Origin of the sequence: Natrinema saccharevitans (assembly GCF_001953745.1) — an archaeon.
Lineage (GTDB): Archaea > Halobacteriota > Halobacteria > Halobacteriales > Natrialbaceae > Natrinema > Natrinema saccharevitans.
The window spans coordinates 326,787-338,829 of the sequence record NZ_LWLN01000002.1 but is presented as its reverse complement, the minus strand read 5'-3'; the positions used below and the strand labels follow the sequence as shown (position 1 = coordinate 338,829).

The following is a 12,043-nucleotide window of genomic DNA, read 5'->3' as shown; positions in this document are numbered from 1 at the left end:
CTATAGTAGCTCTTGAAAGTCAATGCACACCCGATCGCAGGACAGCGTTGTGATCGGTGTGTAAATCGTTTCAGGAGCTACTATAGCCATCCTCCGAAACTGTGGCAACTTCCAGACCCCACAGAAATTGAAACCGGTGCTCTCAATGCATACGCTCTGAGCGACACAGTAGTTGCCTCAAATTACAATCATCTGTCAATATCTGGCGTTCTGCATGAACTGGAATGAATTTGTGCCTAACCTGTGGCCGATTTCGGCAATCGACTAAGACAGTTCCCCGGCCAGTACGATCTGTATGTCATCGGGCATCTCTCGGAAAGCGTTTCTTCGCGCAACTGGAGTCGCACTTGCTGCGACTATCGCAGGGTGCAATAGCACAACTGACAACAGCGGACCGAACACCAATACACAGCCCTCTTCTGAGGCTTCTCCGCAATCCGAACAACAGAATGACGACTCGCCGACGTTCGGAAATTTCTACGTCGGCAACGCAAACACAAGCAGTAGTACGGTCATCGACGGACGTGCTGAAGTCGTACATACACGGCCCGATACGGCCACCGACAAGTCACCCGTCGTAATGGTGCCCGGCCTCGGGTTGTCACCGTACATTTACCGGACGACACCTGACGGTCGACGCGGCTGGGTGGAGTACTTTGCCGAAGCTGGCCATCCAGTGTATGTATTCAACCCCCCTCGAAACGTCGATTCAGGTGGCTTAGACACTGCCGCCTTCCAAAACTCTGACTCTGCGTCACTCTCTCGATGGTCTATCGATCGAGCATGGCCGACGTGGGGGTTCGGACCTGAAGTCGGTGACCCATACGAGGACGTTCGATACCCGGTCGAGTCGGTTGACCAACTCGTTGCGTCATTCCCCGCATACGTTAGCACTGGTGGCGGAGGTGGCGGTGGGAGTCGGTTCGCATCACCTCAGGAGACTACCGCTCTGGAGGCGCTTCTCAACCGTGTTGGTCCGGCAGTGCTGCTCGTTCACTCAGCGGGCGGTAGTTCCGGATTCGCGGTTGCACAAGCTGTGCCGGACCTCGTTGAACGGCTCGTCGCAGTTGAGCCGGTCGGTGCGCCGACCGACCCGCAAACTGTGGCGGAGATGGGTGGTGATGCACCGTTTATGGGAGTGTATGGCGATTACGTCGACGAGCGTGGACAGACTGGTCGCAAGGAAGCGACCCAGACAACTGCAGAACTCGCAGGAGAGACAAGTCCCGCATCGACGCTGCTTAGCCTTCCGGACGAAGGGATATCCGGAAATACACATCTCATGATGCAAGACGACAATAACGGTGACATCGCTGATCGGATTATTTCTTGGATTAGTGACTGATTCTGGGGTGTAGTACCGTTCGAACCGAGACAGAATGTATTTGCACCGACCGAATGAATACTCGATAGATGCGGCAGTTGCTCTGGTGGCTCATTGGTGGGTCTCGCGGAGGCCGCAATCGGCTTCGTATCCTCCGCGCACTCAACGACCAGCCACGAAACACCAATCAATTGTCGAATGACCTGGATTTGAACTACAAAACAGTGCAGCACCACCTCGAAATCCTCGAGGAGAGCAATATCGTGACCACGGAGGGTAACAATTACGGGCAGATGTACTTCCTTTCAGACAGAATGATGAACAACCTCGATATCATGGAAGACGTGGCGGAACAGGCCGGAGTTGATGATGATTCGTAACTGGATCAAGAGCCCACTTGGAACGACAGTAGCGAGTACGACCGTCGCGAGTGGTATCGCACTCTTAGTCGCACTCTTCACCTCAATCCCATCCCATGGCCCTCCCTCGAGGGCGCTGTCCTCACAGGTTGAACTGCTCATTCGGATGGAGATTTTCTTTACAACCCTGAACCTCGTGTTACTGGTGGCACTCGCAGCCATCTACGTGCAGCTTTATCGCGATCTTCCGAACAAGTACACAGCAAGCCTGCTTGTGCTAAGCCTCGCGCTGCTCCTATACGCGGGTACGTCAAATCCAGTAGTACACAACGTCTTCGGATTCCGCCCTCGCCCAAATATCGGCGCGTTCGTGTTTCTCCCGGACTTCTTCATCGGACTTGCCATCCTAGTTCTCCTCTATCAGAGCCAGACCTGAGTTCGCATCAATTTTTCAGAGGTCTGAGGTGGCTTTCATAGACGGATTTCGTTCACCGATTAGACGGACTCTTTAGCATCTCCAGCTATCTCCTGATGTGGGTGTGACGCGTGAGTCACGCCGGACTGTCTTCCGTCGAATTGCTCGCCAACCGACTATCAAGTGGCCAGTCTATACTTCAAGCCCGCTGTATGACCGCGCTTCACTTGCCGGATTAGAGTCAGATATTCGCGCCGTCGCAGGAGCCAGGTTCGATCACGTCCACCACGAGTCAGTTGAGAAGTTCGTTTGCTCACTCCCGCTAGCGTATTTCAGTTCAACGTACACGACCGCTACGTGGGACCAACTCGCTACGAGATTGACACATTATAGTAGCCGCTGAACGTCATTGCATACCAGATCGCACGACAGCGTTACGACCAGTGCGTGAATCGTTTCAGTGGCTACTATAGTTCGGTTATTCGTCCTGAAGGAACTCCACGGGTGGGAGCACGAGACCGCACTCTGCGAGTACCTCGAAAGCCATCTCGAACTCTGTAACAGCAGATAACACGCTTACACTGGTGAAGAAAGAAACCGGAATCGGATAGCGAGGATCTCCCTCCGTGGGGCGCGTCGTCTGAGTGGTGACACTATCCAGAGTTTCGCTAATCTCCTGAATTAGTTGACGGGGCCGTGGTGAATCGCCAGACGGGGCTTGATTCACGGATTCAGAGATTGCTTGATGTTGTGAACCGCACACATCAGGATGAGTTCACGAAATTCACCGTACTAAGTTCGCGCACGCACGGCGTTGCCGAGCGTGCGCTTGATCGTTGAGAAGACGGTCTCGCACATCGCTCGTTGGCGGTAGCGAGTCCCATCGATCCGCACGTTGTACGCGTGATCGATGGGCCGGAACTCACGATGCTTGATCAGCGGTCTCACGCCATCTTCGCGGAGTTTCTTGCGTGATTTCATCCAGTTATAGCCTTTGTCGGCGACGAGGCTGGCGAGGTCGCCCGTGTTGCGGCGGGCGACCTGCCAGCCGAGCTGTGTATCGTGGCGTTTTTTGATCGTACAGTGAACGTCCAGAATGGCTTGGCTTTCTGTGTCGACGAGAGCTGTCACTTTGAGCGTCTGCACGCGGTAATTCGTCCGGCGGCAGAGTGTTTGCTCGCGTTTTCGCGGTCGAAAAACGTCGCGTCGATGGCGGTGTGACCGCTTGCGCAGCTGCGCCTCTCGGCGCAGCAACACTCGCCAGAGTGTTGTCTTGATCTTATCAAACCACTTGACTAGCGTCGAGTGATCGGGAAGATCGGCCGCATTAAGGCCGATCTCCCCGAGTATTTGTGGCATTTCGCTCAGCAGATCCAATGCTTCCCGGTAGGACTTCTCCAAGTAAACCCGCAGACAGTGCAGCGACACCACCGCATACTCGGCGAAGCCGCCACCCCCTTCGGGGGCGGCGACTTCGCTTCGACCACCAACAGCATTTTTAGCTAACTGAACGACTTTGCTCGTGAAGCGGGAAATCTTCGACATAGACATCGGCGGTTTCCCGCTTCATCTCCCTAGTTCTGACGGTCGAATCCGTCGCTATCCAGCGATTCACCAAAGCCGATTGATTTGGATTTTGTGGAGCGAGAACGGACACCGCGTCGGCTGATGGAGCTTAGTATTCGACTCCATCTTGCCGGATTATCGCTTTCGAATACCATTCGAAAACTCGAGAGGTCCGGTGTCGATCGATCGCGGAAGGCTGTTCACGATTGGGTGCAGAAAGCCGATCTACAGCCAGCAACCGACGTAACTCCGAATCACGTTGCTTTCGACGAAACCGTGATTCAAATCGATGATCACCAGTATTGGCTGTATGCTGCAGTCGAACCTGAAACAAACAGAGTCACCCATATACGACTATTTTCGACGACTGCGAACGCATTAACTGAACAGTTTCTGCGAGAATTAAGCGAGAAACACAATGTCGAAGATGCAGTTTTTCTCGTCGATGGCGCATAGTATCTCCAGACAGCACGCCGCCGGCACGGACTCCGATTTCGATACGAAAAACAGGGAAATCGGAATACAATCGAATATATATTTTGAGAGATAAAACGCCGAACCTCTTCATTCTCGAACTGTTTCAGTCATGCTAAACCACCAACCGCAGAATCGTGGCTCCAAGACATCGCCGTCTGGCAGAATTCTACAAACTAAACACGACCAAAAGGCCACAGAAAAACTTCTTGTCACTGAATTGGCCGGATACGTCGGTAGAGGCCAATAGCGATCATACTACGGGTTGCGATCTTTCTTCATTCTGGTGATATAACCAGCTATTCTATTTCTTACCCGTTTGGCTTCTACGTTGGTTAGTTGTTCGACATGTGCCTTGTTCTCCTCGAAGTCTTCAGTGAAAGTGCTTGGATGTTGTTCGATGAGCGAATCGCCGATAGACATGATTTCGTTGGCGTTCGAGGACATAGTGCTAGCACGATAGCATTGACAATAGTTCTTTGGCAAACTTTGTGTTAGTAGTGGCTAGCAAATTGACTCTGCGACCAAACGCGGTCGTGATACCGATTGTGGAGTCCATTCTCCCCGGGCAGTGATTGTTGATTATCAGGATGCCATGTGTCGCCGGTATATTAATTATCCTCTGGCCAGAAGGTGAGTTGAGAGCGATCACTATGGCACAAAGCCTCACGATAACTAGCAGAGAAACGCCCTCTGAACAGACTCGCGTTTGCCACTTTGACGAACTATCGGAACGAGCGAAAGACTGCCTCCTACGGACGATCGAGATCGAAATCACAGCCGGCGTTGATCCCGAAATCGCTACGGAACTCGTACAGTACGACCTGATCAAATTTATCGAGTACTACGATGTTCAGTTCACTGACCACAGAGCTAGCAGTTCGGTTTCGGCTTAACGGTCCTCGCTGACTTCCCTTAGTCAACTAGTAAAACTATCCTGAGAAGAGTTATGCAAGCCCGATCCCGACCGGTTAGCATGTGGCAATTCTCGACAGAGAACCAGTAAGAGACCCGTTCAATCAGAGCACTTAAGCAGAAAATGAACAAAGCCGATAACTGATGACGGCAGAACCGGAAGACATTATCAGCATCGGAGACCGACTGTTAAGCCAACACCCCGAATCATTCACGAACGATTTCAATACGAATAATAAAGCAGTGACAAAGATGACCAATGTCGGGTCTACACGGGTTCGGAACAGGATTGCGGGATATATAACCCGACAGCGGGCCGAAAACTGATTGGACAGTATTTTTATCATTGATCGATTCGTGGAATAACTACTAGTTCACGTCCAGTGATGACATCGTGTGCGGTATTCGTGAACTTTTACCGACTTCGGATTAGTGCAGTTGCGGACAGAACGATCCTGTTCGCTATCGGCCCATCCGAGAAAAATTGCGCTGACGGATGATTCCGACCGACGACCGACCGAGAACGGATTGTCTGATGGGCGACCATATTTTAACGGGCTAAGCCTGTTAATGCCAGACCAAAATTCCCGCGTCTCACGTGTCTCCAACGCTGAAGCCACGCACCAGACACGAACTAACTACATACTCTATACGTCCAATTCCGAAATATTTGACCACGTCAGTACGCCGTGACCGTCCTCAGGCGAGAAGGAAGAAAGGTTTTTGGAGACATATATGGTATCTGCTAACAGATGTTAATAACTGGAACGGTAATCGTCGACTCCGGTACCATCATTCGAGATGGGGCCGTCCTCGTGGAGGATTCAGTCATCGAGCGCGTCGGAGACCGAGATGATATCGTTGATCAGTATCCCGATCACGAAAGCCAGGAGTACGACGTTATTTTGCCCGGCCTCGTCGGGGGTCATATTCACTCCGTACAGAGTCTCGGTCGTGGAATCGCCGACGATACGGAACTCCTCGACTGGTTGTTCGACTACATTCTACCGATGGAAGCGTCGCTTTCGGCCGAGGAGATGGAAGTGGCCGCAAAGCTCGGATACCTCGAGATGATCGAAAGCGGAACGACGACGTGTGTGGATCATCTCTCAGTCGATCACGCGGACGAGGCGTTCGAGGCCGCGGGAGAGATCGGCATTCGGGGTGTCCTCGGCAAAGTACTGATGGATCGCCGCTCACCCAAGGGGCTTTTGGAAGAGACGACGGCCGCACTGACAGAGACGGAACGTCTCATCGAGAAGTACCACGGTTCGTTCGACGACCGCATTCGGTATGCCGTCACTCCGCGGTTCGCCGTATCCTGTACCGAAGAGTGTCTGCGCGGAGCTCGCGAACTTGCGGATACGTACGAGGGAGTCAGAATCCATACGCACGCGAGCGAGAACCAGAGTGAAATCGAGACCGTCAAGGAAGATACAGGAATGCGGAATATTCACTGGTTAGACGAGGTCGGTCTCACGGGTGACGATGTCGTCCTCGCCCACTGTGTCTGGACGGACGAAAGCGAACGACAGGTCCTCGAGGAAACGGGGACTCACGTCACCCACTGTCCGTCCTCGAATATGAAACTCGCGAGCGGCATCGCCCCTGTCTGGGACTACCTCGACCGAGATATCAACGTCGCGCTCGGCAATGACGGGCCCCCCTGTAACAACACCCTCGATCCGTTCACCGAAATGCGACAGGCGAGCCTCCTGCAGAAAGTGGATCGACTCGACCCCACCGCAACCCCAGCCAGTGAAATATTCGAAATGGCCACGATTAACGGCGCGAAAGCGGCCGGCTTCGACCGGCTAGGAGCGATTCGCGAAGGGTGGCGTGCCGATATCGTGGGTGTCCGGACGGACATCACACGTGCAACGCCGTTGCACGACGTTCTCTCTCACCTCGTGTTCGGCGCCCACGGGGAAGACGTGGTGTTCACGATGGTCGACGGGGACGTACTCGTCGAAGACGGCGACGTGACGACCGTCGACGCAGAAGCGATTCGGCAACGGGCAGACGATGTCGGACTCTCACTCGAGTCTCACCGCGAGGCGGCACAGGAAGTCAAACCGTGACGCCGGTCGACCGTTTCCGCTTCGTCGGTGCCCTTCGAGGCGACTGGACTAACCCGACCAGCGAGGAGTTCGACTCGGTGGGAGCCGTAAATCAGTGATCGACGAAGTTCGGGCAACGAGCGCACTGAATCACCATCATTTCCAGTGTCGTGCTGGACTGTACCGATTCTCCGCGACCTCTGTCGTCGCATCCGCGTCTCGAGGCGGCCGACTTTCGGTAGCGGCCACTGCCGATGCGTCTGCATCGTCACGGTCGGACAACTCCTCTAACTCGGCAGCCGTAATGCTCTCCGCGGGGCGATCGAACCGAACTGAGCCGTCGACGATTCCGACGATTCGATCGTAGTGCTCGACCGCGAGGTCCATGTCGTGGAGGACGGTAATCAACATCCGTTTCCCCGCAACGTCCTCGAGGACGTCGAGGACAGTGATGCTCGACGACGGATCGAGGTTGGCTGTCGGTTCGTCCGCGACGATAACGGGTGCGTCCTGCATCAGCGCTCGAGCGAACGCTACTCGCTGGCGTTCGCCCGCACTGAGCGTGTCAGTTCGTGCGTCGGCCTTCCCATCGAGTCCGACGCGGTCGAGCAACTCGAGTGCTCGGGCTGGATTTCGGGGCGCGAGCGGTTCGAGCAGGCCCCGCCACCAGGAACGAGACAAACTACTGCCGACGAGCACGTTGGCCAACGCAGTCCGCCGGTCGACGAGCGTGCCACCGGGATATGCATGTGCCACGTCTGCGGAACGGGGACGGTCACCGTCGAACGTTTTGGTCAATCCGTCGAATCGCAACTCGTGGTGTCGCTCAGTCATCATCATCGTTCAAAATGACCACCATTCTGACTGCGTCACCTAATTCCCCGAATTCTTCGTGGCCAGTTGTGACGTACTTGTCGACGTTTTGTTGGTCTAATGTAGTCTCACTTTCTTTCTCGTCGAGACCGATGAAAGCGTCGCGAATCGCTGCAACAGTCTCCTCTTCCAGGGTGCCGTTGACTGCCCAGGGATAGTCGGCGAACCCGGGCGTTCGCCAGACTTCGATGACAGTCTCATCGACGGACCGAGTCTCGACGAGTCGGTTGTAAATACGGGCATTGAGCGCTCCGACACTGGTGTTGCCACCAGAAACCGTTCCCGCGACGGCATCGTAGGCCTCGACGTGAGTGAGAGATTTGAACGCCCGAGCCGGAAACAGGTCGTGACGGCGTCGAAAATAATAGGCCGGCATCACCGTGCCGCTCGTACTGAGGGGGTCGCCGAAAGCTAGGTCCAACGAATCTGCGGACCGCTTCAGGTCATCTATCGAGGAGACCGCGGTCGACTCGTGAGCGATGAAGACGGAGTGCCAATCGGTCATCCCGCTTTTGCTCCCGACGACGATCGGTTTCGCGTTCGCTCGATGGTGAGCGAGGATATAGGAGACACCCCCGAAGTAGCCGAGATCGACCTGCTCGGCCGTCATCGCCTGGACGAAGCCGGCGTAGTCCGTCGTCGTGCGCAGATCGACAGACGCGTCCAGTTCGGACTCCAGATACGCGGCGAGCTCGGTATTTTGTTCGATAGCCGTTCGGGATCGACGGCCGGAATGACGCCCATAGTGAGAGTCTGGGAGCGCCGTTCGCTTTGGAGGCAGCCACCGGCGAGACCAGCACCAACCACTCCGAGAACCGCTCGTCTCGTTTTAGCAGTGTTCACGAGTCCCATTTATTTCGGGAGGAGTACGAATAGTTTGCTCTGACCGCAATCTTCCGGAGGCAGGCCCAGGTGGACAACCGATTTGCTGCGTCGTGCCTTTTGGCAGTGGGACAATGTTATGGACGTGCGTACGCTGTCGTGTCATATGGAGATCGACGTGAGTGGCACAGTGTGTCCCCAGACGGTGCTCATCGTGAGACGATGTCTGGAGGAACTCGAGCCCGGTAACGAGCTCACGGTCATCGGGGACTATCCACCGGCAGAGCGTAGCATCCGCCGCTCCTGTCACAAACACGGGTACAGCGTCGCAGCGACATCCACGACGGACGCTGATGCGGAGTTTGCGCTTCGAATTCGTGTGCCCAGTGCAGCGAAAACGTGACGGCCGGGGCAGAACCGCTTCCGATTCGAGGAGCGGAACCGGTGGTCGGTGAGGTTTCCCGGCTCTTAGATCACTCGCTCGACGCGATTGCTTCAATTTCGACACCGACTCCTTTGGGGAGATTTGCGACCTCCACGGCACTGCGGGCGGGAGGCTCGTCGTCGAAGAATTCGCTGTAGGTATCGTTCATCTCTTCGAAATCGTTGATGTCGTCCAGAAACACCGTGACCTTCAGGATATCGCTCATATCCAGCCCTTCCGCCGACAGAACGCCCTGGATGTTGGAGAGAGACTGTTCGGCCTGTGCGGCGATCGATTCGTCGGAGAGTAACTCTCCGTCGGGCGTCATCGGTATCTGCCCGGCAGTAAAGACGAGCTCACCGTCGGTCGTCGCCTGACTGTACGCACCGACTGCCTCTGGAGCATCGCTCGCACTGATAACTCGCTTCATGCACAGTGAGAGTCCCAGTCTCTCCTCTTAATAGTAATCTCTGGCAAGAGAGACGACTACTGGGATGGCTCGTGTGTGACATCTGTGCGCCGAACGGTGGTCCGTCCGGTACCTGAGGCGAGTCGGAAGCCCCGATCGCGCAGCCACTGGGTCGCACGACTCTCCCCGTGAAGCAGTACTTCCACGAGATCGTCCGGTTCATCGATGTCTACTGCGAGTCGGTACGAATCGATCTCCGCCAGCGTGGCCCCGATTTCGAGCGCTGTGGACCGATGGTCGAGGTAAGAGGTGCCGTGATAATCGACCGCGAAGTCAGTCGTACGGGAAACGAGCGCGTTCGTCCCACCCCCGATTCCGCGCGCGAGCACGACGTCCTCCTCTCTGGTGAGCAAACGCTCGAGCGCCGCGTCCGTAATCAACGGCAGATCGGCCATGACGACTGCGACGGCCGACGAAGCAGCACGAAGACGTTCGTTGACGGCACGCGAAAGCGACCGTTCGTCGACGAGCACGGGACAGTTCTCGAACTCGATCGGCGCCGAAGAGAGGACGAGTGGGTCTCTGCCGGTATCCTGAACGACGGAAACGACGTCTCGCAACATCGCTCGCGCAAACTCGTTCCGGTCGTCGTAATCGAGGAGCGTCGATAACCTCGTTTTGGGGCCTCGAGCGTCGAAGGGTACGATGACTCGCATGTCGATTCTCTTTTCCAGTTACCGGTGCGACACCATCAATATCCGCGTTTTGCTGTCGGATCGCTCCCGACACGATTCGCGACCGCGGCCCATTCGGCACACAGATTTGGCAAATTGGAGTCTCTGAGATGAGTCCGATTGTCCGTTGGACTATGTCTGTTATCCGGAAGTACTATCAAATCGTACCACACCATCCCCACGTGTGTCAAAGTCTAACGAGGGGCAGTCGAAGGTGGCATCCTTCTTCGGCTACGAAGAGTACGGTACCGACACGAAAACAGAGGTGATCGCCGGGATAACGACGTTTCTGACGATGTCGTACATCATCGTCATCAATCCGGTGATCCTCTCGGAAGCGATCAGTATCGACGGCTACTCCGACGGAGAAGTGTTCCAGATGATCGCAATTACGACGATCCTCGCAGCAGTGGTGGGGACGGCCGTCATGGCCCTCTACGCTAACCGCCCGTTCGGTCTCGCACCTGGAATGGGGCTCAATGCGTACTTCGCGTTCACCGTCGTCATCACGCTCGGTGTCCCGTGGCAAACCGCGCTCGCGGCGGTGTTCGTCGAGGGGGTCATTTTCATGGCGATGTCCTCGGTCGGCGCGCGACGGTACATCATCGAATTTTTCCCGAAACCGGTCAAGTTCGCCGTTGGTGCCGGTATCGGACTGTTCCTCCTGCTGTTGGGGCTCATCGAGATGAACGTCGCGACCGCACACGATTCGACGTTAGTTACCTTGGGGAACGTCGCCTCCGATCCGGTCGCTATCCTCTCCCTCGTGGGCCTGGCGTTCACGCTCATCCTTTATTCGCGTGGCGTGACCGGTTCGATTATCATCGGTATCCTCACCACGGCCTTTGCCGGGTGGGGGCTGACGATCGCCGGCGTGGTCAACGATGGTCTCCTCACCCCTGGGACCGTTCCCGAACCACACTACGATATTACGCCGCTGGTCGGTTCGTTCCTGCAAGGGTTCCAGAACATCGAACCAGTGACATTTGCGATCGTCGTATTCACGTTCTTCTTCGTGGACTTCTTCGATACGGCCGGAACGCTCATCGGCGTCTCGCAGTTCGGCGGCTTTCTGGACGACGACGGGAACCTGCCGGAGATGGAGAAGCCGCTGATGGCGGACGCGATCGCGACGACCTTCGGAGCGATAGTCGGAACGACGACTGTCACGACCTACGTCGAGAGTTCCACGGGGATCGAAGAGGGAGGTCGGACCGGGATGACCGCTCTCATCGTCAGCCTCCTGTTCCTGCTCTCGCTCGTCGCGATACCCCTCGTTGCTGCCATTCCGACGTACGCGTCGTACTTAGCGTTGGTCGTCGTCGGTCTGATCATGCTCGAAGGAATCACCGAAGTGAACTGGGAACAGTCCGATTGGCTGATCCCGGGTGGCTTGACGATGGTGATGATGCCGCTAACGGCGTCGATCGCCAACGGTATCGCCGCGGGGATCATCAGTTACCCGATCGTCAAAACGGCCCAAGGGGACCACCAAGACATCCACACGGCACAGTGGGTGCTCGCAGGAGCGTTCGTCCTCTATTTCTATGTTACCTCCGGAGGTGTGATCGGATAGCGACCATCACTCATTCCGAGTGACGAGGGCGGTACTGCAACCCAGATAGTCTGGGAAGGACAGTATTGCTACTGGAGAGACGAAAATCGATT

General features: G+C 55.7%; 13 protein-coding genes and 1 pseudogene. 8 read left to right on the top strand and 6 right to left on the bottom strand.

Translation table 11 applies throughout. The features are described 5' to 3' along the window. The first annotated feature begins 982 nt into the window (after window positions 1–982). The 3 genes from A6E15_RS21230 to A6E15_RS19115 all read left to right on the top strand — a co-directional run bounded on the left by A6E15_RS21230 (window position 983) and on the right by A6E15_RS19115 (window position 2,119). The gene (locus A6E15_RS21230) at window positions 983–1,345 is read left to right on the top strand and encodes an alpha/beta hydrolase family protein (protein ID WP_245800649.1); all 363 of its coding nucleotides are present in this window, start codon (window positions 983–985) and stop codon (window positions 1,343–1,345) included. Window positions 1,346–1,413: 68 nt separating this feature from the next. Continuing rightward, window positions 1,414–1,704, top strand: a complete 291-nt coding sequence (locus A6E15_RS19120) for an ArsR/SmtB family transcription factor (protein ID WP_076148707.1) — start codon at window positions 1,414–1,416, stop codon at window positions 1,702–1,704. Window positions 1,705–1,888: 184 nt separating this feature from the next. After that, window positions 1,889–2,119, top strand: a complete 231-nt coding sequence (locus A6E15_RS19115) for a hypothetical protein (RefSeq protein WP_245800647.1) — start codon at window positions 1,889–1,891, stop codon at window positions 2,117–2,119. Window positions 2,120–2,890: 771 nt separating this feature from the next. On the opposite strand, the gene A6E15_RS19110 is transcribed toward A6E15_RS19115, so the two are convergent. Next, window positions 2,891–3,649: an IS5 family transposase gene (locus A6E15_RS19110; protein ID WP_245800645.1), complete on the bottom strand. Its 759-nt coding sequence runs from the start codon at window positions 3,647–3,649 to the stop codon at window positions 2,891–2,893. A 72-nt stretch (window positions 3,650–3,721) separates the two neighbouring features. Here A6E15_RS19110 and A6E15_RS19105 point away from each other — a divergent pair. Then, window positions 3,722–4,318 (top strand): annotated as a pseudogene (locus A6E15_RS19105) (IS6 family transposase). Window positions 4,319–4,396: 78 nt separating this feature from the next. Here A6E15_RS19105 and A6E15_RS19100 read toward each other — a convergent pair. Further along, on the bottom strand, window positions 4,397–4,585 hold the full coding sequence (locus A6E15_RS19100) for a 30S ribosomal protein S17e (RefSeq protein WP_076148705.1): 189 nt from the start codon (window positions 4,583–4,585) through the stop codon (window positions 4,397–4,399). Window positions 4,586–5,197: 612 nt separating this feature from the next. Here A6E15_RS19100 and A6E15_RS19090 point away from each other — a divergent pair. Together A6E15_RS19090 and A6E15_RS19085 are read left to right on the top strand one after the other, a co-directional pair. After that, the gene (locus tag A6E15_RS19090; RefSeq protein WP_076148704.1) at window positions 5,198–5,380 is read left to right on the top strand and encodes a 30S ribosomal protein S17e; all 183 of its coding nucleotides are present in this window, start codon (window positions 5,198–5,200) and stop codon (window positions 5,378–5,380) included. A 425-nt stretch (window positions 5,381–5,805) separates the two neighbouring features. Next, window positions 5,806–7,134 (top strand): 5'-deoxyadenosine deaminase, encoded by a 1,329-nt coding sequence (locus tag A6E15_RS19085; RefSeq protein WP_076148703.1) that lies wholly within the window; start codon window positions 5,806–5,808, stop codon window positions 7,132–7,134. A gap of 135 nt (window positions 7,135–7,269) precedes the next feature. Here A6E15_RS19085 and A6E15_RS19080 read toward each other — a convergent pair whose 3' ends face one another. After that, window positions 7,270–7,794: an ATP-binding cassette domain-containing protein gene (locus A6E15_RS19080; protein WP_245800642.1), complete on the bottom strand. Its 525-nt coding sequence runs from the start codon at window positions 7,792–7,794 to the stop codon at window positions 7,270–7,272. A gap of 145 nt (window positions 7,795–7,939) precedes the next feature. Next, the gene (phnD, locus tag A6E15_RS19075; protein WP_245800682.1) at window positions 7,940–8,653 is read right to left on the bottom strand and encodes a phosphate/phosphite/phosphonate ABC transporter substrate-binding protein; all 714 of its coding nucleotides are present in this window, start codon (window positions 8,651–8,653) and stop codon (window positions 7,940–7,942) included. A gap of 321 nt (window positions 8,654–8,974) precedes the next feature. Here phnD and A6E15_RS19070 point away from each other — a divergent pair, with 321 nt between their 5' ends. After that, window positions 8,975–9,211 carry a sulfurtransferase TusA family protein gene (locus A6E15_RS19070; protein WP_076148701.1) on the top strand — a complete coding sequence of 79 codons (237 nt, stop codon included), beginning with the start codon at window positions 8,975–8,977 and terminating at the stop codon, window positions 9,209–9,211. Between the two features lie 70 nt (window positions 9,212–9,281). Here the strand turns inward: A6E15_RS19070 and A6E15_RS19065 are convergent, their stop codons facing one another. Both A6E15_RS19065 and cofC read right to left on the bottom strand, forming a co-directional pair. Further along, window positions 9,282–9,662 carry a Rid family detoxifying hydrolase gene (locus A6E15_RS19065; protein ID WP_076148700.1) on the bottom strand — a complete coding sequence of 127 codons (381 nt, stop codon included), beginning with the start codon at window positions 9,660–9,662 and terminating at the stop codon, window positions 9,282–9,284. 56 nt (window positions 9,663–9,718) lie between these two features. Then, on the bottom strand, window positions 9,719–10,357 hold the full coding sequence (cofC, locus tag A6E15_RS19060) for a 2-phospho-L-lactate guanylyltransferase (RefSeq protein ID WP_076148699.1): 639 nt from the start codon (window positions 10,355–10,357) through the stop codon (window positions 9,719–9,721). Window positions 10,358–10,559: 202 nt separating this feature from the next. On the opposite strand from cofC, the gene A6E15_RS19055 reads away from it, so the two are divergent. After that, window positions 10,560–11,951, top strand: a complete 1,392-nt coding sequence (locus tag A6E15_RS19055; protein WP_084177429.1) for an NCS2 family permease — start codon at window positions 10,560–10,562, stop codon at window positions 11,949–11,951. Window positions 11,952–12,043: the final 92 nt, after the last annotated feature.

Excerpts from the sequence above, each read along its gene's own strand:
- A6E15_RS19120 (WP_076148707.1), top strand. The coding sequence starts at position 1,414 with ATGCGGCAGTTGCTCTGGTGGCTCATTGGTGGGTCTCGCGGAGGCCGC.
- A6E15_RS19110 (WP_245800645.1), bottom strand. The coding sequence starts at position 3,649 with ATGTCTATGTCGAAGATTTCCCGCTTCACGAGCAAAGTCGTTCAGTTA.
- A6E15_RS19100 (WP_076148705.1), bottom strand. The coding sequence starts at position 4,585 with ATGTCCTCGAACGCCAACGAAATCATGTCTATCGGCGATTCGCTCATC.
- A6E15_RS19090 (WP_076148704.1), top strand. The coding sequence starts at position 5,198 with ATGACGGCAGAACCGGAAGACATTATCAGCATCGGAGACCGACTGTTA.
- A6E15_RS19085 (WP_076148703.1), top strand. The coding sequence starts at position 5,806 with ATGTTAATAACTGGAACGGTAATCGTCGACTCCGGTACCATCATTCGA.
- A6E15_RS19070 (WP_076148701.1), top strand. The coding sequence starts at position 8,975 with ATGGAGATCGACGTGAGTGGCACAGTGTGTCCCCAGACGGTGCTCATC.
- A6E15_RS19065 (WP_076148700.1), bottom strand. The coding sequence starts at position 9,662 with ATGAAGCGAGTTATCAGTGCGAGCGATGCTCCAGAGGCAGTCGGTGCG.
- cofC (WP_076148699.1), bottom strand. The coding sequence starts at position 10,357 with ATGCGAGTCATCGTACCCTTCGACGCTCGAGGCCCCAAAACGAGGTTA.